At 40.5% G+C, this 22012-nt stretch carries 26 protein-coding genes; 23 read left to right on the top strand and 3 right to left on the bottom strand.

Features of this window, described 5'->3' with window-relative positions:
• Nucleotides 1-79: 79 nt before the first annotated feature.
• The 3 genes from dnaK (at nucleotide 80) to dnaJ (ending at nucleotide 4115) form a co-directional block, all read left to right on the top strand.
• Nucleotides 80-1903: a molecular chaperone DnaK gene (dnaK, locus tag FQT24_RS06195; RefSeq protein WP_000034667.1), complete on the top strand. Its 1824-nt coding sequence runs from the start codon at nucleotides 80-82 to the stop codon at nucleotides 1901-1903.
• Between the two features lie 246 nt (nucleotides 1904-2149).
• Nucleotides 2150-2782, top strand: a complete 633-nt coding sequence (locus tag FQT24_RS06190) for a DJ-1/PfpI family protein (protein WP_143952489.1) — start codon at nucleotides 2150-2152, stop codon at nucleotides 2780-2782.
• Between the two features lie 196 nt (nucleotides 2783-2978).
• Nucleotides 2979-4115 carry a molecular chaperone DnaJ gene (dnaJ, locus tag FQT24_RS06185; RefSeq protein WP_001066308.1) on the top strand — a complete coding sequence of 379 codons (1137 nt, stop codon included), beginning with the start codon at nucleotides 2979-2981 and terminating at the stop codon, nucleotides 4113-4115.
• Nucleotides 4116-4141: 26 nt separating this feature from the next.
• Here dnaJ and FQT24_RS06180 read toward each other — a convergent pair whose 3' ends face one another.
• Both FQT24_RS06180 and FQT24_RS06175 read right to left on the bottom strand, forming a co-directional pair.
• Nucleotides 4142-4429 (bottom strand): hypothetical protein, encoded by a 288-nt coding sequence (locus FQT24_RS06180; protein WP_000777754.1) that lies wholly within the window; start codon nucleotides 4427-4429, stop codon nucleotides 4142-4144.
• A 9-nt stretch (nucleotides 4430-4438) separates the two neighbouring features.
• A complete protein-coding gene (locus FQT24_RS06175; RefSeq protein ID WP_143952488.1) occupies nucleotides 4439-4849 on the bottom strand; it encodes an HIT family protein in 411 nt (136 codons plus the stop codon).
• A 67-nt stretch (nucleotides 4850-4916) separates the two neighbouring features.
• On the opposite strand from FQT24_RS06175, the gene FQT24_RS06170 reads away from it, so the two are divergent.
• On the top strand, nucleotides 4917-5648 hold the full coding sequence (locus FQT24_RS06170) for an ABC transporter ATP-binding protein (protein WP_023940790.1): 732 nt from the start codon (nucleotides 4917-4919) through the stop codon (nucleotides 5646-5648).
• A complete protein-coding gene (locus tag FQT24_RS06165) occupies nucleotides 5645-6694 on the top strand; it encodes an ABC transporter permease (RefSeq protein WP_143952487.1) in 1050 nt (349 codons plus the stop codon). Before FQT24_RS06170 ends, FQT24_RS06165 begins: the two co-directional genes overlap by 4 nt.
• Nucleotides 6695-6755: 61 nt before the next feature.
• On the opposite strand, the gene FQT24_RS06160 is transcribed toward FQT24_RS06165, so the two are convergent.
• Nucleotides 6756-7085, bottom strand: coding sequence for a helicase BlpT (locus FQT24_RS06160; protein WP_143952486.1), 330 nt, complete (start codon nucleotides 7083-7085; stop codon nucleotides 6756-6758).
• Between the two features lie 295 nt (nucleotides 7086-7380).
• Here FQT24_RS06160 and FQT24_RS06155 point away from each other — a divergent pair, with 295 nt between their 5' ends.
• The 18 genes from FQT24_RS06155 (at nucleotide 7381) to FQT24_RS06060 (ending at nucleotide 21973) form a co-directional block, all read left to right on the top strand.
• On the top strand, nucleotides 7381-8118 hold the full coding sequence (locus FQT24_RS06155; RefSeq protein ID WP_143952485.1) for a response regulator transcription factor: 738 nt from the start codon (nucleotides 7381-7383) through the stop codon (nucleotides 8116-8118).
• 13 nt (nucleotides 8119-8131) lie between these two features.
• Nucleotides 8132-9469, top strand: coding sequence for a sensor histidine kinase (locus tag FQT24_RS06150; protein WP_143952484.1), 1338 nt, complete (start codon nucleotides 8132-8134; stop codon nucleotides 9467-9469).
• 265 nt (nucleotides 9470-9734) lie between these two features.
• Nucleotides 9735-9926 carry a hypothetical protein gene (locus tag FQT24_RS11230; RefSeq protein WP_260666390.1) on the top strand — a complete coding sequence of 64 codons (192 nt, stop codon included), beginning with the start codon at nucleotides 9735-9737 and terminating at the stop codon, nucleotides 9924-9926.
• 277 nt (nucleotides 9927-10203) lie between these two features.
• The gene (locus FQT24_RS11070) at nucleotides 10204-10323 is read left to right on the top strand and encodes a PncF family bacteriocin immunity protein (RefSeq protein ID WP_060627126.1); all 120 of its coding nucleotides are present in this window, start codon (nucleotides 10204-10206) and stop codon (nucleotides 10321-10323) included.
• Between the two features lie 452 nt (nucleotides 10324-10775).
• Nucleotides 10776-11180 carry an immunity protein gene (locus FQT24_RS06130; RefSeq protein WP_070526476.1) on the top strand — a complete coding sequence of 135 codons (405 nt, stop codon included), beginning with the start codon at nucleotides 10776-10778 and terminating at the stop codon, nucleotides 11178-11180.
• 45 nt (nucleotides 11181-11225) lie between these two features.
• Entirely contained in the window at nucleotides 11226-11474 is a 249-nt protein-coding gene (gene blpZ / locus FQT24_RS06125; RefSeq protein WP_000276503.1) for an immunity protein BlpZ, read from the top strand.
• Nucleotides 11475-11503: 29 nt separating this feature from the next.
• Entirely contained in the window at nucleotides 11504-12115 is a 612-nt protein-coding gene (locus tag FQT24_RS06120; RefSeq protein WP_143952482.1) for a CPBP family intramembrane glutamic endopeptidase, read from the top strand.
• A gap of 161 nt (nucleotides 12116-12276) precedes the next feature.
• Nucleotides 12277-13071, top strand: a complete 795-nt coding sequence (ccrZ, locus tag FQT24_RS06110; RefSeq protein WP_143952480.1) for a cell cycle regulator CcrZ — start codon at nucleotides 12277-12279, stop codon at nucleotides 13069-13071.
• Nucleotides 13068-13703 (top strand): tRNA (guanosine(46)-N7)-methyltransferase TrmB, encoded by a 636-nt coding sequence (trmB, locus tag FQT24_RS06105; protein ID WP_001266094.1) that lies wholly within the window; start codon nucleotides 13068-13070, stop codon nucleotides 13701-13703. Before ccrZ ends, trmB begins: the two co-directional genes overlap by 4 nt.
• A gap of 125 nt (nucleotides 13704-13828) precedes the next feature.
• Nucleotides 13829-14308 carry a ribosome maturation factor RimP gene (rimP, locus tag FQT24_RS06100; protein WP_000338691.1) on the top strand — a complete coding sequence of 160 codons (480 nt, stop codon included), beginning with the start codon at nucleotides 13829-13831 and terminating at the stop codon, nucleotides 14306-14308.
• Between the two features lie 43 nt (nucleotides 14309-14351).
• Nucleotides 14352-15488 (top strand): transcription termination factor NusA, encoded by a 1137-nt coding sequence (nusA, locus tag FQT24_RS06095; protein ID WP_049502004.1) that lies wholly within the window; start codon nucleotides 14352-14354, stop codon nucleotides 15486-15488.
• Between the two features lie 21 nt (nucleotides 15489-15509).
• Entirely contained in the window at nucleotides 15510-15803 is a 294-nt protein-coding gene (gene rnpM / locus FQT24_RS06090; protein ID WP_143952479.1) for an RNase P modulator RnpM, read from the top strand.
• Nucleotides 15796-16095, top strand: coding sequence for a YlxQ-related RNA-binding protein (locus FQT24_RS06085; protein WP_102210536.1), 300 nt, complete (start codon nucleotides 15796-15798; stop codon nucleotides 16093-16095). The genes rnpM and FQT24_RS06085 overlap by 8 nt, the downstream gene beginning before the upstream one ends.
• Before the next feature lie 16 nt (nucleotides 16096-16111).
• Entirely contained in the window at nucleotides 16112-18919 is a 2808-nt protein-coding gene (gene infB / locus FQT24_RS06080) for a translation initiation factor IF-2 (RefSeq protein WP_143952478.1), read from the top strand.
• Nucleotides 18920-19170: 251 nt separating this feature from the next.
• Nucleotides 19171-19521 carry a 30S ribosome-binding factor RbfA gene (gene rbfA, locus FQT24_RS06075; protein WP_001273601.1) on the top strand — a complete coding sequence of 117 codons (351 nt, stop codon included), beginning with the start codon at nucleotides 19171-19173 and terminating at the stop codon, nucleotides 19519-19521.
• Nucleotides 19522-19769: 248 nt separating this feature from the next.
• Entirely contained in the window at nucleotides 19770-20273 is a 504-nt protein-coding gene (locus tag FQT24_RS06070; RefSeq protein WP_143952477.1) for a hypothetical protein, read from the top strand.
• Nucleotides 20274-20293: 20 nt separating this feature from the next.
• On the top strand, nucleotides 20294-20851 hold the full coding sequence (locus FQT24_RS06065; protein WP_143952476.1) for a C1 domain-containing protein: 558 nt from the start codon (nucleotides 20294-20296) through the stop codon (nucleotides 20849-20851).
• Nucleotides 20852-20863: 12 nt separating this feature from the next.
• Nucleotides 20864-21973, top strand: a complete 1110-nt coding sequence (locus FQT24_RS06060; RefSeq protein WP_143952475.1) for an SPFH domain-containing protein — start codon at nucleotides 20864-20866, stop codon at nucleotides 21971-21973.
• Nucleotides 21974-22012: the final 39 nt, after the last annotated feature.

Below are 22012 nucleotides of genomic sequence, written 5' to 3'. Positions count from 1 at the left end.
TCCCGTAGGGAGTTGCTCACGTCCCCACCACTTAAGGGAAATATAAAAAAAGAAAATTTACTAATAAGGAGAAAAACACATGTCTAAAATTATCGGTATTGACTTAGGTACAACAAACTCAGCAGTTGCAGTTCTTGAAGGAACTGAATCAAAAATCATCGCAAACCCAGAAGGTAACCGCACAACTCCATCTGTAGTATCATTTAAAAACGGCGAAATCATCGTTGGTGATGCTGCAAAACGTCAAGCAGTTACAAATCCAGATACAGTTATCTCTATCAAATCTAAGATGGGAACTTCTGAAAAAGTTTCTGCAAATGGAAAAGAATACACTCCACAAGAAATCTCAGCTATGATTCTTCAATATTTGAAAGGCTACGCTGAAGATTACCTTGGCGAAAAAGTAACTAAAGCAGTTATCACAGTTCCAGCTTACTTCAACGATGCTCAACGTCAAGCAACAAAAGACGCTGGTAAAATCGCTGGTCTTGAAGTAGAACGTATCGTCAACGAACCAACTGCAGCAGCCCTTGCTTACGGTTTGGACAAGACTGATAAAGAAGAAAAAATCTTGGTATTTGACCTTGGTGGTGGTACATTCGACGTATCTATCCTTGAATTGGGTGACGGTGTCTTCGACGTATTGTCAACTGCAGGGGACAACAAACTTGGTGGTGATGACTTTGACCAAAAAATCATTGACCACTTGGTAGCAGAATTCAAGAAAGAAAATGGTATTGACTTGTCTACTGACAAGATGGCAATGCAACGTTTGAAAGATGCTGCTGAAAAAGCGAAGAAAGACCTTTCTGGTGTGACTTCAACTCAAATCAGCTTGCCATTTATCACTGCAGGTGAGGCTGGACCTCTTCACTTGGAAATGACCTTGACTCGTGCGAAATTTGACGATTTAACTCGTGACCTTGTAGAACGTACAAAAGTTCCAGTTCGTCAAGCCCTTTCAGATGCAGGTTTGAGCTTGTCAGAAATCGACGAAGTTATCCTTGTTGGTGGTTCAACTCGTATCCCAGCTGTTGTAGAAGCAGTTAAGGCTGAAACTGGTAAAGAACCAAATAAATCAGTAAACCCTGACGAAGTAGTTGCTATGGGTGCTGCCATCCAAGGTGGTGTTATCACTGGTGATGTCAAAGACGTTGTTCTTCTTGATGTAACACCATTGTCACTTGGTATCGAAACAATGGGTGGTGTCTTCACAAAACTCATCGACCGTAACACAACTATTCCAACATCTAAATCACAAGTCTTCTCAACAGCAGCAGACAACCAACCAGCCGTTGATATCCACGTTCTTCAAGGTGAACGCCCAATGGCAGCAGATAACAAGACTCTTGGACGCTTCCAATTGACAGATATCCCAGCTGCACCTCGTGGTATCCCACAAATCGAAGTAACATTTGATATCGACAAGAACGGTATCGTGTCTGTTAAGGCCAAAGACCTTGGAACTCAAAAAGAACAAACAATTGTGATCCAATCTAACTCAGGTTTGACTGACGAAGAAATCGACCGCATGATGAAAGATGCAGAAGCAAACGCTGAAGCAGATAAGAAACGTAAAGAAGAAGTAGACCTTCGTAACGAAGTAGACCAAGCTATCTTTGCGACTGAAAAGACAATCAAGGAAACTGAAGGCAAAGGCTTTGATGCAGAACGTGATGCTGCCCAAGCTGCCCTTGATGACCTTAAGAAAGCGCAAGAAGATAACAACTTGGACGAAATGAAAGCAAAACTTGAAGCATTGAACGAAAAAGCTCAAGGCCTTGCTGTTAAACTCTACGAACAAGCCGCAGCAGCCCAACAAGCTCAAGCAGGAGCAGAAGGTGCACAGGCAACAGGAAACGCAGGCGATGACGTCGTAGACGGAGAGTTTACGGAAAAATAAGATGTTGAGGCGTTAAGAAAACGAAAGAAAAATAGGAAGCCATCGCCTTGTGCGATGCACAAAAGATGGCTTATCTTTTTTCCGAAGTTTTTAGCCGAAACTCAGTTAAGCCTAACTCGTCAAGAATGACTAATCATTAGACTGATTGTCCTTCTACGGTGCTTTACTTAAATGTTAATGTGATAGGAAGAAATCCAGAGGTTGCAACCCAGCCTCTGTTTTTCGATAAAATAGAGGATGTTGCGTATGAAAAAAGTACTTTGTGTCATTTATCCTAATTTTTCTCTTTATGAGATAGCCTCTTTAACAAGTACTTTAGCTCTGTCTTTTGATATCACGATTGATTATGTAGCTTCAGATCATTTGATGGTGGTCTCTGAGGATGGTTTGCCCTGTCAACCGACGAAAACATTGGATCAAATCCGTATAGAAGATTATTCTTGTGTGATTTTGCCAGGAATGGTAAATATAGGTCCTGCTCTACAAGATGAGAAATTGATCTCGTTTTTGAGAAGTCTTAATGAGCAAGATATCCTAATTGCAGCTATTTCTTCAGCGCCCCTTTTATTGGCGAAAGCAGGCTTGTTGAACGACACGAAATTTACAGGTGGGATTTGGCAAAACTTCTTTGACTATTTTGAATTTCTTCCACGTGAGAATTTCCAACCCAAACTGGTTGTTCAAGATAAAAATATCATTACGGCTATAGGCTTTGCACATCTAGAGTTTGCAAGAAAAGTGATTCTTGGTCTAGGTTTGGCAGAAAATACTGACAACTATTTTAAAGAACAGAACGAATATTCAGAAGAGAATTTGATTTTTACTCTATCGGACAAAGAGTATGATGAAGTGAAACAGAGTATAGAAAATGCCCTCTAAATATTTACTTATAAATTATAGAAAGGAACAAGGGTGTTCGTAACTGAACACGGGTTCCCAAATTTCTTACTCAATATAAAAGAAAGGAATTGAACCCGACCTAAATTCTCGGAAAAAAGATAAATCTGCCTAGGAGCATCGCTTCAGCGTCAGATTTCCTATTTTTCAGTCGAATTTTACGGTCTTGGTATCTTGTATGAACAATACTGAATTTTATGATCGTCTGGGGGTGTCAAAAAACGCTTCGGCAGACGAAATCAAAAAGGCTTATCGTAAGCTTTCGAAAAAATACCACCCAGATATCAACAAGGAGCCTGGTGCTGAGGAAAAATACAAGGAAGTTCAGGAAGCCTATGAGACTTTGAGTGACGACCAAAAACGTGCTGCCTATGACCAATACGGTGCTGCTGGAGCCAACGGTGGTTTTGGTGGAGCTGGTGGTTTCGGCGGTTTCGATGGGGCAGGAGGCTTCGGTGGTTTTGAAGATATCTTCTCAAGTTTCTTCGGCGGAGGCGGTGCTTCACGCAATCCAAATGCTCCTCGTCAAGGGGATGATCTCCAGTATCGTGTGAATTTGACCTTTGAAGAAGCTATTTTTGGAGCTGAAAAAGAGGTTAAGTACAATCGTGAAGCAAGCTGTAGTACATGTAATGGCTCAGGTGCTAAGCCAGGAACAAGTCCAGTCACTTGTGGACGCTGTCATGGTGCTGGTGTCATTAACGTCGATACGCAGACTCCGCTTGGTATGATGCGTCGTCAAGTAACCTGTGATGTCTGTCACGGTCGTGGAAAAGAAATCAAAGATCCATGTACAACATGTCACGGAACAGGGCATGAAAAACAAGCCCATAGCGTACATGTGAAAATCCCTGCTGGTGTGGAAACTGGTCAACAAATTCGCCTGGCTGGTCAAGGTGAAGCTGGATTTAACGGTGGACCTTATGGTGACTTGTATGTAGTGGTTTCTGTGGAAGCCAGCGACAAGTTTGAACGTGAAGGAACCACTATCTTCTACAATCTCAACCTCAACTTTGTCCAAGCAGCTCTTGGTGATACAGTAGATATTCCAACTGTTCACGGTGATGTTGAATTGGTTATCCCAGAGGGAACTCAGACTGGTAAGAAATTCCGTCTACGTGGCAAGGGAGCTCCGAGCCTTCGTGGTGGTGCAGTTGGTGACCAATACGTTACAGTTAATGTCGTAACACCGACAGGCTTGAACGACCGCCAAAAAGCAGCCTTGAAAGAATTCGCAGCTGCTGGTGATTTAAAAGTCAATCCAAAGAAAAAGGGCTTCTTTGACCATATTAAAGATGCCTTTGAAGGAGAATAAAAGTAAAAAGAGCCGTTGGGCTCTTTTTACTTATCTTCAATTTCCTGTGTTTCTTTGATAACAGCTAGTCTAGTCTGGATATCTTTTTCCAAGACCTTAAACTTGTAAGTGAGGTCTTCTTGGTATTCCTTGATGAGTTCTTTTTGCTGGTCGATGATTTGCAGGCTGTTTTGGATAATATCTACATCGTCCTTGATAGCTTGAACGCGGTCAGTGGTATTCAAGACTTCATCTGTGATGGTTTGGCGATTTTTTGTGACCAGATAACTTCCGGCTGCAGCTCCTGCAAATAGCAGTAGGTTGGATAATTTCATGGCAACTCCTTAGGCATTTTTGATGGTTTCAGCGACTTGAGCAAGTTTGTCAAAGTCTGGTTCGTGGGCGATAAAATCAATCTTGAGGTCATCGTCCGCACTGTAGCGAGGCACGAGGTGAACGTGGGTATGAAAGACGGTTTGACCAGCGACTTCTTCACAGTTGGCAATGATATTCATGCCAGCAGCCTTGGTAGCTTTCATGACTTTTTGAGCTACTTTTGGTACTTGGGCAAAGAGTTGGCTGGCGCTAGTAGCGTCCATTTCTAAAAGATTGAGATAGTGTTCCTTTGGCACGACCAAGGTGTGGCCTGGTGTCACTTGAGAGATATCAAGAAAGGCAAGAACCTGCTCATCTTCATATACTTTTGAAGCAGGAATTTCCCCTGCGATGATTTTACAAAAAATGCAATCTGACATAAAATCTACCTCTACTGTATTGAATTTTGATATAATATAGCTACATTATACCAGATTTGGAGAAAATATGTTAGAAATTAAAAACCTGACAGGTGGCTATGTTCATGTCCCTGTCTTGAAAGATGTGTCCTTTACTGTTGAAAGTGGGCAGCTGGTCGGTCTGATTGGTCTCAATGGTGCTGGGAAATCGACGACTATTAATGAAATTATCGGTCTGTTAACACCCTATAGTGGTTCTATCAATATCAATGGCTTGACCCTGCAAGAAGATGCGACAAGTTACCGCAAGCAGATTGGCTACATTCCTGAGACACCTAGTCTGTATGAGGAACTGACCCTCAGAGAGCATATCGAAACGGTTGCCATGGCTTATGGTATTGAGCAGAAAGTGGCTTTTGATCGAGTAGAACCTTTATTAAAAATGTTTCGTCTGGATCAGAAATTGGACTGGTTCCCTGTTCATTTTTCAAAAGGGATGAAGCAGAAGGTCATGATTATTTGTGCTTTTGTGGTGGATCCAAGTCTCTTTATCGTGGATGAGCCTTTCCTTGGTCTTGATCCATTGGCTATTGCAGACTTGATTCAGCTTTTGGAAGTGGAAAAGCAAAAGGGTAAGTCCATTCTCATGAGTACCCACGTGCTGGATTCTGCGGAGAAGATGTGTGATGCCTTTGTCATTCTTCACAAGGGAGAGGTGCGTGCCAAAGGCAATCTCCTGCAACTGCGCGAAGCCTTTAACATGCCTGAGGCTAGTTTGAATGATATCTACTTGGCTCTGACCAAAGAGGAGGAGCTATGAAAGACTTGTTTTTAAAGAGAAAGCAGGCTTTTCGTAAGGAGTGTCTTGGTTATCTGCGTTATGTTCTCAATGACCACTTTGTCTTATTCCTGCTGGTTCTCATCGGTTTTCTAGCCTACCAGTACAGTCAACTCTTGCAACATTTTCCTGAAAATCATTGGCCCATCCTTTTGTTTGTAGGAATTACGTCTGTTTTACTTTTACTTTGGGGAGGAATTGCCACCTATATGGAGGCTCCAGACAAGCTCTTTCTCTTAGTCGGAGAAGAGGAAATCAAACTCCATCTCAAGCGTCAAACTGGCATTTCCCTAGTCTTTTGGCTCTTTGTCCAGACCCTTTTCTTGCTGTTATTTGCGCCCCTATTTTTGGCGATGGGTTATGGCTTGCCACTTTTTCTGGTCTATGTGCTTTTATTGGGGGTAGGAAAATATTTCCTCTTTCGTCAAAAGGCCAGCAAATTTTTCACGGAAACTGGACTGAACTGGGACTATGTCATTTCCCAAGAAAGCAAGCGTAAGCAAGTCTTGCTTCGTTTCTTTGCCCTCTTTACGCAGGTCAAGGGAATTTCAAACAGCGTCAAGCGTCGTGCCTATCTGGACTTTATCCTAAAGGCTGTTCAGAAGGTGCCTGGGAAGATTTGGCAAAATCTCTATCTACGTTCTTATTTGCGAAATGGAGACCTCTTTGCGCTCAGTCTCCGTCTGCTCCTACTTTCCTTGCTGGCGCAGGTCTTTATCGAGCAAGCTTGGATTGCGACAGCAGTGGTGGTTCTCTTTAACTACCTCTTGCTCTTCCAGTTGCTGGCCCTCTATCATGCCTTTGACTACCAGTATTTGACCCAACTCTTTCCACTGGACAAGGGGCAAAAGGAAAAAGGCTTGCAGGCTGTAGTCCGAGGATTGAACAGTTTTGTTTTACTTGTGGAATTAGTTGTTGGGTTGATTACCTTCCAAGAAAAACTAGCCCTTCTAGCCTTGCTGGGAGCTGGTTTGGTTTTACTAGTCTTGTACTTACCTTATCAGGTCAAACGTCAGATGCAGGACTAACATTGCCTATATGATATTAAAAAAGAAGTTGAGTTCAGTTTGTCTCAGCTTCTTTTATTTTCTACAGGATAATGGTTGGTCCGTAGAGACTCAACTTGGTCTTGACTTGGTCAAAGTGGAAGCGGTCATAGGCACGCCAAGCGGCGCGAGTAGGAGCGTCTGGATCAAGAGCGCTGAGTCCCATGAGAAGACTGGAAGTCTGGTAAAATTTTTCCAGTTCAATCAAGACTCGATTATCCACTGTCTCAGCCTTGGCTAGAAAGCCAAGAATAGAGTTTAATTGTTCCTGAAAGCGGATGTCGTCAGCGGTTGCCTGTTTGCATGCTTGATAGGCTTTGTTTAAGTCAGTAATCAAAGCCTGAGCTCTTTTGATAGGGTCTGTATCTGTCATGAGAATTCCTCCTCTAATCTGGGTGCTAGTCTTGATTATAGCAAGTGTATTTTGATACTGTCAGTCTATCACTTTTAGAGGTTTTTTCAGTCTCAAATCTTTAATTGTCATTGAAATGTCTTGAATTGCGCTGAGTGAATTTTATGATAAAATAGTTGTAAGATTATCATGCTTATTTGAGGAATTAGACACCTTTCAGGAGCTTTGAAGGCCTGTTTAAGATTTGGTGGGCTTGTATCAAAGTATTTTTGCTATTCTCTTTTTAGGAAGAAATTGAAACAAGGGGAGTAAGAAGATGAGAATATTTGTTTTAGAAGATGATTTTTCCCAACAGACTAGAATTGAAACGACGATTGAGAAACTTTTGAAGGAACATCAGATCACTCCCAGTTCTTTTGAAGTTTTTGGCAAACCAGACCAGCTGCTGTCAGAGGTGCATGAGAAGGGAGCCCATCAGCTATTCTTTTTGGATATTGAGATTCGAAATGAGGAGATGAAGGGGCTGGAAGTGGCTAGAAAAATTCGGGATCGAGATCCTTATGCTCTCATCGTCTTTGTGACGACTCACTCGGAGTTTATGCCTCTATCTTTTCGCTACCAAGTGTCTGCTCTGGACTACATTGATAAGGCCTTGTCAGTAGAGGAGTTTGAATCTCGGATCGAGACAGCCCTTCTCTATGCCAATAGTCAAGACAGTAAAAGTCTGGCGGAAGATTGCTTTTACTTTAAATCAAAATTTGCCCAATTCCAGTATCCTTTTAAAGAGGTCTACTATCTCGAAACATCGCCCAGAGCCCATCGTGTTATTCTCTATACTAAGACGGATAGGTTGGAATTTACAGCGAGTTTAGAGGAGGTTTTCAAGCAGGAACCCCGTCTCTTGCAGTGCCACCGCTCTTTTCTCATCAATCCTGCAAATGTGGTTCGTTTGGATAAGAAAGAAAAACTTCTTTACTTTCCCAATGGTGGAAGCTGTATGATCGCGCGTTATAAGGTCAGGGAAGTGTCTGAAGCCATCAATAACTTACACTGAGCTAGGAGAGTTTATGAATATTGCTTGGATATTGTTGTATACACTTGTTACTCATGGACTAGAAATTGTCATTTTCTTTAAGGTGGATGGAATTGGTCTCACTTTTGAGAGGATTTTTAAGGCCTTTCTTTTTAAGATACTGTTGGCATTTGTTTTTGTAACAATTAACTATATAGTAGGAAATACTTACCTATCTTATTTTACGGAACCATTGTACGGTATCGGCTTATCTTTCTTATTGTTTAGAGGGCTTCCTAAAAAACTCCTTATCTTTTATGGTCTCTTTCCAATGATATTGGTAAATCTCTTTTATAGAGGTGTTTCCTATTTTTTGCTTCCGTTTTTAGAGCAAGGGCAACTATATAATGACTACTCATTTACTTGGTTATGTATAATAATTTTCAATTTCTTCATTTCTCTAGCCTTTTTGAGATGGTTAGACTATGATTTCACTAGCTTGAGAAAGGAGTTTCTAGATAAAGGTTTTCAAAAGTCCCTGACTAAGATTAACTGGATAATGGGGGCTTACTATCTAGTGATGCAAAGTCTGTCTTATTTTGAATATGTACAAGGTATTCAATCAACGACTGTTCGCCATCTGATTCTAGTGTTTTACTTGCTCTTTTTTATGGGGATTATCAAGAAGCTGGATACCTATTTGAAGGAAAAACTTCAGGAAAAACTGAACCAAGAGCAGACCTTGCGCTATAGAGATATGGAACGCTATAGTCGGCATATAGAGGAGCTTTATAAGGAAGTGCGGAGCTTTCGACATGACTACACCAACCTCTTAACCAGTTTACGTCTGGGTATTGAAGAGGAGGATATAGAGCAGATAAAAGAGATTTACGACTCTGTTTTAAAGGATTCTAGTCAGAAATTGCAGGACAATAAATATGACCTGGGCAGATTGGTGAATATTCGTGACCGTGCCCTCAAAAGTCTCCTCGCGGGGAAATTTCTAAAAGCCATAGATAAGAAGATTATCTTTAATGTCGAAGTTCCTGAGGAGATTCAGGTAGAGGGGATGAGCCTGCTTGATTTTCTGACTATTGTGTCTATCCTTTGTGACAACGCTATTGAAGCTAGTATAGAGGCTAGTCAACCTCATGTTTCAATCGCTTTTTTTAAAAATGGAGAACAGGAGACCTTTATCATTGAAAACTCCATCAAAGAAGATAGCATAGATATTTCTGAAATCTTCTCCTTTGGAGCAAGTTCTAAAGGGGAGGAGAGAGGAGTTGGCCTCTATACCGTCATGAAGATTGTGGAAAGTTATCCCAATACTAGTCTCAATACCACCTGTCAAGATCAAGTCTTTCGTCAGGTTTTAACGGTTCACTTGCTGTAGGTTTATTATTAGAAAATTTGTGAAAAAATTGGCAGAAGTTAACAGATAAAGTTTGTCTTTATCGAGCCAGACTTTTGCTATAGTATGTGAGGTATATTAAATGAATAAGAAATCCTTTTTTATCATCTGCTCTACGTTGATCATAGCATCAAATCTTCTCATGATTTCCGTGGTGAACAAGGGAGAAGAAACGGGGGGCAATCTGTTTGTGATTGCTATAGCCTGTGTTATGCTACCAGCCTTTTTATATGCAGTTGAGAACCGAATGGCTTCTTTAATTCGGACAGGGTCAGTAGCTTTACTCTTATTGACAGTATTGTCTTTAGTCCGTCTTGTCAACAGAATAGAGAGGACGCCTGAAATTCTCAACATTATCATTACCCTTATCGCTTTGGCAAGTGGAACAGCTGCTATCCTTGTTGCGATTATGAGAATATATGAGAACATACGGAAGTGAGGGTGAGTAGTTTTCTATTTTGTATTTTCACATTGTCAAGTTCCCCCAGGGCAAGTATGTTTTCCATGCTTGCTTTTTAAATATTTTACAATTCAAGATGTTTTGATGACCATTTGTGATTTGGATGGAAAATTTTAAAAAATAGTAGTATACTAACCTTATTAAAGTTGTAATAGGACGAAAGTAAAAAGAGGTATTCCTCGTGAATGCAAAAACAATGTTACAATTGGCTATTATGGTTGCTTAAAGGCTTGAGCTTGTGTACTTGGAGGTAATTATGGATTTCAAAAGTTTTCTTATTGCTTTTGTTGTTGGCATGTTTGTTTCTTATATTACTTCTTTAATTAGGGAAAAATTTTTAAAATCTCCAAAGAAGAATAAAGATAGATCTAATTAGATAAAGAGATTTTTTATCGCTAGTTTAATCTACAGGGGAGTTTCTTTAATATTGTTTCGCCTGTCAAAATGATATGTGATAGCAGGATAAAAAATCTACAAATTAAGTTGGTATCAATATGGTGTAAAGGGCAAGTATGTTTTTCATGCTTGCTTTTTTAATTTTTTACAATTCAAGATGTTTTGATGACCATTTATGATTTGAGTGTTCCAAGGATAAAATGAGTGCTATACTAGCAGTGTAAAGGTCGTAGCTAAACTAAGATAAAGCATACATTTAGGAGGAAATTTTATGAAGAAAAAAATACTGATTATTTTCGTTCTATATCTGATCATGTCTATCCTTCTTTATCCGCTTAGGGAGAGTATTTGGTATCATCTATTTTATACCATAGCCTATATGATTGCGGTTGTGATCTATTTTGCCTTAACTAAAAAGAAAGGAGCAAAGAAATGAAAACTTTTCTTGCTAAAAAACGGAACATCTTCCTTGCGAGATTGTTCTTAGGTCAGTTGCCTTTACTTGTCTCTACTTATCTATTTCTATCTCGTCAGTTTTTAAATTTTTCCTTGGTTTTCCAATTTCTTTTAGTGGTTATTAACTTGGCTTCTATTTTGGTCACTGTTTATCTCACTAGAGAAATGAGGATAAGAGAGTTTGAAGATGATGATTTGGTTAGTCCTAGAACCAATCAACTCATGTTCATCGGCTTGACAGGTTTTATGTCTATTATTTGTTTGTATAGAGGTGTCACAGCAGGAGAATCTTACCAACAACTAATTGCCTATATTGGCGCTATTCTCTGCTTGATTATTATGCTTCTACTCATTTGGGGCTTGAAGTATTATAAAAAGTAGGGAAGAACTTGCGGCTAGTCTATAGTCTGATAAGAGGAGGTCATCATGTATAAACACTTATTTTTCCTAGATTCCAAAACTTTAGACCGGTTGACACCCTATATTCTAGTCTTGGCTTCTGACACCATTGCCTTTAATGTTTTTGTGCTAACCTTTGTATCTGCGGTGGTCTTTAATTCCCTAAATTCCCTGCTAGCTTTAATGGCTATATTCTTAGGGGCTGGCTATGTGGTCGGATTTTGGTTACTCAAATGGTTTGTTTTGGAAAGGCTAGAACTAAAGAATGACGTGTAGGAAGTCTGTTTGGTGGGGAGGCTAGTTTTATGAGAATTTTTAATAAGTGCCATGCCTTATTTTTGGGATTTTTAGTATTTGCAATCGTTGGTGCAGCGGGTTATTCCATTAATCAAGGGGATTATTTTCAACACCAGTACACATTCATTATGATAAAGAGTCTCTTGCTTTTCCTTAGTTTTGGCTATGCTAAATGGTTTGATATGATTTCTTTTGGGATTTTAAGCAAGAAACAACTCTTGCTCTTCATTGGCATTTTTCTTCTCACTGTGCTGGTAAGTATTAGCTATCATGCCTTTTTCTCAGTTGCTTCTGGTGCTTCGGCTCAACACCTTGAGAAAACGAGTAATGGACTTTCGCTTTCCTTTATTGTAAATGTCACGGTTTTGGCACCTATCCATGAGGAACTCCTGTTTAGAGGACTTCTTCAGGGTGCGTTTTTTGACAATTCTTGGCTAGGACTTGTACTGACTTCCTCTCTCTTTTCTTTCATGCATGAACCTTATGATATTCCTTCGTTTTGCTATTATCTTTTCGGGGGCTTGTTGCTGGGCTTTGCTTATAAAAAGAGCCAAAACCTATGGGTTTCTACTCTAGTCCACATGTTTTACAATGCTTGGCCACTCTTATATTATTTATAAAAATCATGAAAAGGTAAGCAGAAGACGGTGCTTTCCTTTTTCTTTCTATAATGATACCCAAGTCAATCCAGAGGTTTTTCTTTGAGAATCGGGTCTGGAGCGGTTGACGAATAGGCCAAAAACTAGTAGAATAGTAAGGAAACTTTATACGGAGGAAAGAAATGGATTTGGGTGATAATGAGCTAACACTGACTCCCATACCTGGGAAAAGTGGCAAGGCTTATATGGGTAGCTATCCTGATGGGAAGCGCATCTTTGTAAAAATGAACACCTCTCCAATCCTACCTGGTCTAGCTAGAGAACAAATTGCTCCACAATTATTATGGAGTCGCCGTTTGGCAGATGGGCGTGATATGTGTGCTCAAGAATGGTTGACAGGCAAGATATTGACCCCCTATGATATGAATCGTAAGCAAATCGTCAATATTTTAACTCGTCTGCATCGCTCACGTCCGTTGATGACACAGTTGAATCGTTTGGGTTATGCTATGGAAACACCTGTAGATTTACTACAGTCTTGGCAAGAAACGGCTCCAGATGCTTTGCGTAAAAATCATTTTATCAGTGAAGTGATGGCTGATTTACGTCAGACTATTCCAGGATTTAGAGAGGACCATGCGACCATTGTCCATGGAGATGTACGACATAGTAATTGGATTGAGACAGACAGTGGCTTGATTTATTTGGTGGATTGGGATTCGGTTCGTTTGACCGACCGCATGTTTGATGTGGCCCATATGCTCTGCCATTATATTCCAGAACATCAGTGGAAGGAATGGTTGACCTACTACGGTTACAAGTACAATCAAACGGTATTAAATAAATTGTATTGGTATGGTCAATTGTCTTATTTGAGCCAGATTTCCAAGTATTATATGAACCAAGATTTAGAAAATGTTAATCGGGAGATTCATGGCTTGCGTCACTTCCGAGACAAGTATGGAAAGAGAAGATGAGAGTTAGAAATCGTAAAGGGGCGACAGAATTACTAGAGGCAAATCCCCAGTATGTGGTCCTCAATCCCTTGGAAGCCAAGGGAAAATGGCGGGACTTGTTTGGCAATGATAATCCCATTCATGTGGAAGTTGGAAGTGGAAAGGGTGCCTTTGTTTCAGGTATGGCAAAGCAAAACCCTGATATCAACTATATCGGGATTGATATTCAAAAGTCTGTTTTGAGCTACGCTTTGGACAAGGTGCTTGAAGTTGGAGTGCCTAACATCAAGCTCTTGTGGGTGGATGGTTCTGATTTGACAGACTACTTTGAAGACGGTGAGATTGATCGCTTGTATCTGAACTTTTCAGATCCTTGGCCTAAAAAACGCCATGAAAAGCGTCGTTTGACCTACAAAACCTTCTTGGATACCTTCAAACGTATCTTGCCTGAAAATGGAGAAATTCATTTCAAGACGGATAACCGTGGCTTGTTTGAGTACAGCCTAGTGAGTTTTTCTCAGTATGGCATGAAACTCAATGGTGTCTGGTTAGATTTACATGCTAGTGATTTTGAAGGCAATGTCATGACAGAATACGAGCAAAAATTCTCCAACAAGGGGCAAGTTATCTATCGAGTTGAGGCAGAATTTTAAGAAATAGCCTAAAATCAGGCTGTATAAGTGCTTTTGCTTTACATAAGTTGGCAAACGTGCTATACTAATAGTAAGAATATGAAAAGTGAGGCGGGGAAATATCTTCGCCTCTTGCTTATGAGGAGGTGGACGCAATCGCAACAATCGTAGAATTAGTCAGAGAAGTTGTAGAACCTGTCATACAAGCGCCTTTCGAACTCGTGGATATCGAGTATGGAAAGATTGGCAGTGACATGATTCTCAGTATTTTTGTAGATAAACCTGAAGGAATTACCTTGAACGACACAGCAGACTTGACAGAAATTATCAGTCCTGTCCTAGACACCATCAAGCCAGATCCCTTCCCAGAACAATATTTCCTAGAAATCACCAGTCCGGGCTTGGAACGTCCTTTGAAAACCAAGGATGCCGTCGCTGGAGCGGTTGGGAAATACATCCATGTCGGGCTCTACCAAGCCATCGATAAGCAAAAGGTCTTTGAAGGAACCTTGTTGGCCTTCGAAGAGGACGAGTTGACTATGGAATATATGGACAAGACGCGTAAGAAAACCGTCCAAATTCCATACAGTTTAGTATCAAAAGCACGTTTAGCAGTTAAATTATAGAAAAAGAAAGGATAGCTTTTGAGGATTCAAAAGTGAAGAAAACATGAGTAAAGAAATGCTAGAGGCCTTCCGCATTTTGGAAGAAGACAAGGGAATCAAAAAAGAAGATATCATCGACGCAGTAGTAGAGTCGCTTCGTTCCGCTTATCGCAGACGCTATGGTCAGTCGGACAGTGTAGCTATTGACTTTAACGAGAAAACAGGTGACTTTACAGTCTATACTGTCCGTGAAGTGGTTGATGAAGTATTTGATAGCCGTTTGGAAATCAGCTTAAAAGATGCTCTTGCCATTAATTCAGCCTATGAGCTTGGGGATAAAATCAAGTTTGAAGAAGCACCTGCTGAGTTTGGTCGTGTAGCAGCCCAATCTGCCAAACAAACCATCATGGAAAAAATGCGCAAGCAAACACGTGCCATTACCTATAACACTTACAAAGAGCATGAACAAGAAATCATGTCTGGTACAGTAGAACGCTTTGACAACCGCTTCATCTATGTCAACCTTGGCAGCATTGAAGCCCAATTGTCAAAACAAGACCAAATCCCTGGAGAAGTTTTTGCTTCTCATGATCGTATCGAAGTATATGTTTATAAAGTTGAAGACAACCCTCGTGGTGTCAACGTCTTTGTTAGCCGTAGCCATCCAGAAATGATCAAACGTTTGATGGAGCAAGAAATTCCAGAAGTTTATGATGGAACTGTTGAAATTATGAGCGTGGCTCGTGAAGCTGGTGACCGTACGAAGGTTGCCGTTCGCAGTCATAATCCAAATGTGGACGCTATCGGTACAATCGTTGGACGTGGTGGTGCTAATATCAAGAAGATTACCAGCAAATTCCACCCAGCTCGCTACGATGCTAAGAGCGACCGTATGGTACCAATCGAAGAAAATATCGACGTTATCGAATGGGTAGCTGATCCAGCTGAATTTATCTACAATGCTATCGCTCCTGCTGAAGTTGACCAAGTTATATTTGATGAAAACGACAGCAAACGTGCCTTGGTGGTTGTACCAGATAACAAGCTTTCTCTTGCTATCGGTCGTCGTGGGCAAAATGTTCGCTTGGCGGCTCACTTGACTGGTTACCGTATCGATATCAAGTCTGCTAGCGAATTTGAAGCCATGGAAGAAGCTGGTTCGGTAGAGTTGGAAGCAGAAAACGATACTGTAGAAGAATAAAAGCTGCTAGAGGAGGGGAAGATGAAAACGAGAAAAATCCCTTTGCGCAAGTCTGTTGTGTCTAATGAAGTGATTGATAAGCGTGATTTGCTCCGCATTGTCAAGAACAAGGAAGGACAAGTCTTTATTGATCCTACAGGCAAGGCTAATGGCCGTGGCGCTTATATCAAGCTAGACAATGCAGAAGCCTTAGAGGCGAAAAAGAAGAAGGTCTTTAACCGCAACTTTAGCATGGAAGTGGATGAAAGCTTTTATGACGAGTTGATCGCTTATGTGGATCACAAAGTGAAAAGAAGAGAGTTAGGACTTGAATAAGCAAAAGATAAGCAATCTCTTGGGACTTGCTCAGCGAGCAGGGCGGATCATATCGGGTGAAGAATTGGTGGTTAAGGCCATTCAAGACGGCAAGGCCAAGATGGTCTTTCTAGCCCATGATGCTGGACCCAATCTGACCAAGAAGATTCAAGATAAAAGTCAGTATTATCAAGTAGAAATTGTAACCGTGTTTTCAACACTGGAATTAAGCATAGCAGTCGGGAAATCGAGAAAGGTTTTGGCTGTAACAGATGCTGGATTTACAAAGAAAATGAGGTCTCTTATGGAATAGAAGAGGAGGACATGATTTGTCTAAGAAAAGATTGTACGAAATCGCAAAAGAACTTGGAAAAGAAAGCAAAGAAGTTGTAGCGCGTGCAAAAGAGTTGGGCTTGGATGTGAAAAGCCACTCATCAAGTGTGGAAGAAGCTGTCGCTGCAAAAATCGCTGCTAGCTTTAAGTCTGCAGCTGCTCCGAAATCAGAAGAAAAACCGGTAGCACCAAAAGCAAGTGCAGAAAAAAAAGCCGAAAAATCTGAGCCAGCTAAACCAGCTGTAGCCAAGGAAGAGGCAAAACCTGCAGAGCAAGTTGCTCCTAAAACAGAAAAAGCAGCAGCTAAGCCACAAAGCCGTAATTTCAAGGCTGAGCGTGAAGCCCGTGCCAAAGAGCAGGCAGAACGACGCAAGCAGAATAAGGGCAATAACCGTGACCAACAACAAAACGGCAACCGTCAGAAAAACGACGGCCGTAATGGTGGAAAACAAGGTCAAGGCAACCGCGACAATCATCGCTTTAATGACCAAGCTAAGAAACAGCAAGGTCAGCAAAATCGTGGAAACGAGCGCCGTCAACAAGAGGACAAACGTCCAAATCAAGCTGCTCCACGTATTGACTTTAAAGCCCGTGCAGCAGCCCTAAAAGCAGAACAAAATGCTGAATATGCACGTTCAAGTGAGGAACGCTTCAAGCAGTATCAGGCCGCTAAAGAAGCCTTAGCTCAAGCAAACAAACGCAAGGAGCCAGAGGAAATCTTTGAAGAGGTTGCTAAACTAGCTGAACAAGCCCAACAAGAGCAACAGGTTCAAGCAGTGGTTGAAGTCGTCCCTGAGAAAAAAGAACCTGCAGTGGATACACGTCGTAAAAAACAAGCTCGACCAGATAAAGAACGTGACGATTATGATCGCGAAGAAGATGGTCCTAGAAAAAACCAAAAGAATCGAAGTAGTCAAAATCAAGTGAGAAATCAAAAGAATAGTAACTGGAATAATAGTAATAACAAAAAGAATAAAAAAGGCAATAAGCAAAACAACCGCAATCAGGCTCCAAAACCTGTTACAGAGCGTAAATTCCATGAATTGCCAACAGAATTTGAGTATACAGATGGTATGACGGTTGCGGAAATCGCAAAACGTATCAAACGTGAACCAGCTGAAATCGTTAAGAAACTCTTTATGATGGGTGTCATGGCCACACAAAACCAATCCTTGGATGGAGAAACCATCGAACTCCTCATGGTGGATTACGGTATTGAAGCTAAGCAAAAGGTTGAAGTGGATAATGCCGACATCGAACGTTTCTTTGTCGAAGATGGTTATCTCAATGAAGATGAATTGGTTGAGCGTCCACCAGTTGTAACTATCATGGGACACGTTGACCATGGTAAAACAACCCTCCTAGATACCCTTCGTAACTCTCGTGTTGCGACAGGTGAAGCAGGTGGTATCACTCAGCATATCGGTGCCTACCAAATTGTTGAAAATGGCAAGAAGATTACCTTCCTTGATACACCAGGACACGCAGCCTTTACATCTATGCGTGCGCGCGGTGCTTCTGTTACCGATATTACTATCTTGGTCGTAGCGGCAGATGACGGGGTTATGCCTCAGACTATCGAAGCCATTAACCACTCAAAAGCGGCCAACGTTCCAATCATCGTAGCCATTAACAAGATTGATAAACCAGGTGCTAACCCAGAACGTGTTATCGGTGAATTGGCAGAGCATGGTGTCATGTCAACTGCTTGGGGTGGAGATTCTGAATTTGTTGAAATCTCAGCTAAATTCAATCAAAACATTGAAGAATTGTTGGAAACAGTCCTTCTTGTGGCTGAAATCCAAGAACTCAAGGCAGACCCAACAGTGCGTGCTATCGGTACAGTTATCGAAGCTCGCTTGGATAAAGGAAAAGGTGCGGTCGCAACCCTTCTTGTTCAACAAGGTACCTTGAATGTTCAAGACCCAATCGTTGTCGGAAATACTTTCGGTCGTGTCCGTGCTATGACCAACGACCTTGGTCGTCGTGTTAAGGTTGCTGGGCCATCAACACCAGTTTCAATCACAGGTTTGAACGAAGCGCCAATGGCGGGTGACCACTTTGCCGTTTACGAAGATGAAAAATCTGCGCGTGCAGCAGGTGAAGAGCGTGCCAAACGTGCCCTTATGAAACAACGTCAAGCTACCCAACGTGTCAGCCTTGAAAACCTCTTTGATACCCTTAAAGCTGGTGAACTCAAGTCTGTTAACGTTATCATCAAGGCAGACGTACAAGGTTCTGTTGAAGCCCTTTCTGCCTCACTTCAAAAGATCGACGTGGAAGGTGTCAAAGTGACCATCGTCCACTCGGCAGTCGGTGCCATCAACGAATCTGACGTGACTCTTGCCGAAGCTTCAAATGCCTTTATCGTTGGTTTCAATGTACGCCCTACACCACAAGCTCGTCAACAAGCCGAAGCTGACGATGTGGAAATCCGTCTTCACAGCATTATCTACAAGGTTATCGAAGAGATGGAAGAAGCCATGAAGGGGATGCTTGATCCAGAATTTGAAGAAAAAATTATCGGTGAAGCAGTTATCCGTGAAACCTTCAAGGTGTCTAAAGTGGGAACTATCGGTGGATTCATGGTTATCAACGGTAAGGTTACCCGTGACTCTAAAGTTCGTGTTATCCGTGACGGTGTCGTTATCTATGATGGCGAACTTGCAAGCTTGAAACACTACAAAGACGACGTCAAAGAAGTTACAAACGGTCGTGAAGGTGGATTGATGATCGATGGTTACAATGATATCAAGATGGATGATGTTATTGAGGCTTATGTCATGGAAGAAATCAAACGATAAGATTTTTTGCTCCTTTCTTAGGTGGTGAGGGACGCAAGCAAACCGATGGTTTCATTGCTTATTTTTGAGCCTAGGGTCTCAAAAATCCCCTGTGATGGGACTGATAAATCAGTTCCATCACTTTCACCACGGCGAAAGAAGCAGATGATTTCAAATTGAACTTCGTTTCAATTTGAAATGAAAATCAAGAAGTTTAAAAATAGCTAGGTCTGCTGGCCTAGCTTTTGGTTCAAAGTAGAGAAAGGAATATCATGGCAAATCATTTCCGTACGGATCGTGTGGGCATGGAAATCAAGCGTGAAGTCAATGAGATTTTGCAAAAGAAAGTCCGTGATCCGCGTGTCCAAGGCGTGACCATCACAGATGTTCAGATGTTAGGTGACTTGTCTGTTGCCAAGGTTTACTACACCATTTTGAGTAACCTTGCTTCAGATAATCAAAAAGCCCAAATCGGGCTTGAAAAAGCAACTGGTACCATCAAACGTGAACTTGGTCGCAATTTGAAATTGTACAAAATCCCAGATTTGACCTTCGTCAAAGACGAGTCCATCGAGTATGGAAACAAGATTGACGAAATGCTACGCAATCTGGATAAGAACTAAAAAGGAGGGGTAACCCTCTTTTTTGGTGGGGGAAAATAGGTGGAATTTGAAATGGGAAAATATTCTTTTATAGTGGATTGAAAATCAAATTAATTTCTAAAAATGTTTTAGCAATCGTTTCCTACTATTCTAGATTCAATATACTATAACTAGAATTCTGTATTTTTAAAGGTTAGCTAATTAGAAAATGCTTTTTTTTTTTAGCAAATATGATATGATGATTTCATAAATAAAAGGAGATTCTATTAATGAATAATGTAAAAAAAGTTTGTCGTTTAGCTTTGCTATGTCTTTCCGTCTCTACCCTAGTTGCTTGTAGTTCTCTATCTGAAAAAACAAGTAGCTCTTCTAGTGAGGATCAAACAGAAGCTTCATCTAGTAGTTCTGAAAAGAAAGGGTTGCTTGCTAAAGCAAAAGAAAAACTCAGTTCAGGCGATTTCAACCCACAAGATGTTAGTGATGCGACAATTGAGTCTATAAAAACTTATGAAGATTACTTGATTATGAATGAGAAAATAATCGATAATTACTATACAGAAGCAGACGAAGCCTTTAAAGGGACAGTTTTAGAAGATAGCGCTGCTATCCAAGAACTAAAAGATAGCACTAAAAAAGAGATGGAAGATCTGAAAAAACAATATGGTCCACTCAAGAAAGCACCGATTCAAGGGAAAGAAGAAGTTATTAAGACTCTAAAAGATTATCGTGACAATCTACATGAGCAAGTGGAGCAGTGGAAAGCTAGTCTTTAATAGGAAGAGTGGGGTTCAAGATGGATTATCAATTATTGCCACATGAATACATGGTTATGAATAGTGACCATGTGAGTTTTGGGAAAAATGGTTTGTCTACAGATGAATTAATTTTAACGAATCTACACTTAATACATATCAAAAAAGGTTTTTGGGGAGGAAAAAAAGACCAAGTTACCATACCCATTAACCAGATTAAAATTTTTGAAGGGAAACCTCAAGTTTCAGTAACCAAAACCAATGGTGTGAAACGGCTAGAAATTTATTATAATGGCGGACAAGCTATCTTTGCATTTAATAATACTAAGGATACTGACAAGTGGGCTAGAAACATTATTAAATTGATATCAGGTGATACAAGCAATTTTGAAACCTTGGGGGATAGCAGCTTATTCGGAGCAGATGTTTTGGCAGAAACATTTAAGGATACATTTGACACTTTTAAAGCAGGACTTGGGATTAAGGATGCAGAGCCAGAAAAGATTTCAACCAAGTGTAGCTTTTGTGGAGCACCTTTGTCAGGTCAAGTGAAGCAAACAGTAAGATGTGCCTATTGTGATATGGATCAGAGTTTATAAGGGGGCAATTAAATGGGGTTGATAAAAGCAATTACAGATTCTATTGGTGGGACATTTGCAGATCAGTGGAAAGAAATTATCACAGTTCAAGCTTTTGATGAACATACAGCTGTAAGTCCCGGTATTGTTCAAGAAAGTAATAATGGTAGGGGTGTCAATACGAAGGGATCTGCAGGTGTTATTTCCAACGGATCCAAGATTTTTATTCCAGAAAATACTGCAGCCTTTATCTTTAGTCAGTCTGGTATCGAGGAAATTATTACAGAACCAGGTGGATATGAATATCAAAATGGTGAGAGCAGTGTTTTTAACGGTGATGGATTGAAAAAGTCACTGTTTGACAATGTTGTTAATCGTGTTGGATTCGGTGGTCAAAGTGATCAGCAAAAACAGATTTGTTTTGTTAATTTGAGAGAAATTCGTGATATTAAATTTGGAACTCGTGGTCCAGTCATGTATAATGATTTGTTTTATGGTACAGATTTAGAAGTACGTGCTTTTGGAACATTTTCTATCCAAATTACAGATGCTAAGCAATTTATCAGAAATTTTCTTCCTGCCAATGTGACTTATTATACTTTCGACAGTGCTCAAGCTAGATCACAAATAGTGACAGAGTTTCTCCAATCTTTTATTGTTGCACTCAATTCTTTGTCAACAACTTATCGTATTTCACAATTACCGTCACAAGCTTCAATTCTTGCAACCCAAGTATCGAATGATGGACAGTATGCAGGGACTTGGAAAGAACGTTTTGGATTTGAGATTGTAAAAGTTGCCATTGCTAATATTGAGTTCTCACCAGAATCTAAGGAATTGGTTAAACAATTTTCATCAAATAAGATGAATTTAAAGGCTTATGATGATGTATCGCAGAAAGCTTCTAATATTGCAGCACAACAAAAAATTGCATCAGGAGTGGAGCAACATGGTCTAGGTGATGGTGCAGGGATGATTTTTGGTATGAATATGGCACAAGGTTTAGATGAAAAAGCAATGAAACCAAGTTTATCATTAGATGAACAAATCGAAGCCCTTACAAAACTAAAATCTCTTTTAGATGCTGGGATACTATCTCAGGAAGAGTTTGATCGAAAGAAAAAAGAAATTATGGATTTATAAAATGAGACTCGAAAGTTCATAGTTAGTACGTATTCAAGG

The sequence above is a fragment of the Streptococcus mitis genome (assembly GCF_901542415.1).
GTDB lineage: Bacteria > Bacillota > Bacilli > Lactobacillales > Streptococcaceae > Streptococcus > Streptococcus mitis_BL.
Note: the sequence above shows the minus strand (reverse complement) of the source record. Positions and strands in the feature narration are given on the sequence as shown.

Coding starts and splice junctions, on each gene's coding strand:
- dnaK (WP_000034667.1), top strand. CDS start 80: ATGTCTAAAATTATCGGTATTGACTTAGGTACAACAAACTCAGCAGTT.
- FQT24_RS06190 (WP_143952489.1), top strand. CDS start 2,150: ATGAAAAAAGTACTTTGTGTCATTTATCCTAATTTTTCTCTTTATGAG.
- dnaJ (WP_001066308.1), top strand. CDS start 2,979: ATGAACAATACTGAATTTTATGATCGTCTGGGGGTGTCAAAAAACGCT.
- FQT24_RS06180 (WP_000777754.1), bottom strand. CDS start 4,429: ATGAAATTATCCAACCTACTGCTATTTGCAGGAGCTGCAGCCGGAAGT.
- FQT24_RS06175 (WP_143952488.1), bottom strand. CDS start 4,849: ATGTCAGATTGCATTTTTTGTAAAATCATCGCAGGGGAAATTCCTGCT.
- FQT24_RS06170 (WP_023940790.1), top strand. CDS start 4,917: ATGTTAGAAATTAAAAACCTGACAGGTGGCTATGTTCATGTCCCTGTC.
- FQT24_RS06165 (WP_143952487.1), top strand. CDS start 5,645: ATGAAAGACTTGTTTTTAAAGAGAAAGCAGGCTTTTCGTAAGGAGTGT.
- FQT24_RS06160 (WP_143952486.1), bottom strand. CDS start 7,085: ATGACAGATACAGACCCTATCAAAAGAGCTCAGGCTTTGATTACTGAC.
- FQT24_RS06155 (WP_143952485.1), top strand. CDS start 7,381: ATGAGAATATTTGTTTTAGAAGATGATTTTTCCCAACAGACTAGAATT.
- FQT24_RS06150 (WP_143952484.1), top strand. CDS start 8,132: ATGAATATTGCTTGGATATTGTTGTATACACTTGTTACTCATGGACTA.
- FQT24_RS11230 (WP_260666390.1), top strand. CDS start 9,735: ATGGCTTCTTTAATTCGGACAGGGTCAGTAGCTTTACTCTTATTGACA.
- FQT24_RS11070 (WP_060627126.1), top strand. CDS start 10,204: ATGGATTTCAAAAGTTTTCTTATTGCTTTTGTTGTTGGCATGTTTGTT.
- FQT24_RS06130 (WP_070526476.1), top strand. CDS start 10,776: ATGAAAACTTTTCTTGCTAAAAAACGGAACATCTTCCTTGCGAGATTG.
- blpZ (WP_000276503.1), top strand. CDS start 11,226: ATGTATAAACACTTATTTTTCCTAGATTCCAAAACTTTAGACCGGTTG.
- FQT24_RS06120 (WP_143952482.1), top strand. CDS start 11,504: ATGAGAATTTTTAATAAGTGCCATGCCTTATTTTTGGGATTTTTAGTA.
- ccrZ (WP_143952480.1), top strand. CDS start 12,277: ATGGATTTGGGTGATAATGAGCTAACACTGACTCCCATACCTGGGAAA.
- trmB (WP_001266094.1), top strand. CDS start 13,068: ATGAGAGTTAGAAATCGTAAAGGGGCGACAGAATTACTAGAGGCAAAT.
- nusA (WP_049502004.1), top strand. CDS start 14,352: ATGAGTAAAGAAATGCTAGAGGCCTTCCGCATTTTGGAAGAAGACAAG.
- rnpM (WP_143952479.1), top strand. CDS start 15,510: ATGAAAACGAGAAAAATCCCTTTGCGCAAGTCTGTTGTGTCTAATGAA.
- rbfA (WP_001273601.1), top strand. CDS start 19,171: ATGGCAAATCATTTCCGTACGGATCGTGTGGGCATGGAAATCAAGCGT.
- FQT24_RS06070 (WP_143952477.1), top strand. CDS start 19,770: ATGAATAATGTAAAAAAAGTTTGTCGTTTAGCTTTGCTATGTCTTTCC.
- FQT24_RS06065 (WP_143952476.1), top strand. CDS start 20,294: ATGGATTATCAATTATTGCCACATGAATACATGGTTATGAATAGTGAC.
- FQT24_RS06060 (WP_143952475.1), top strand. CDS start 20,864: ATGGGGTTGATAAAAGCAATTACAGATTCTATTGGTGGGACATTTGCA.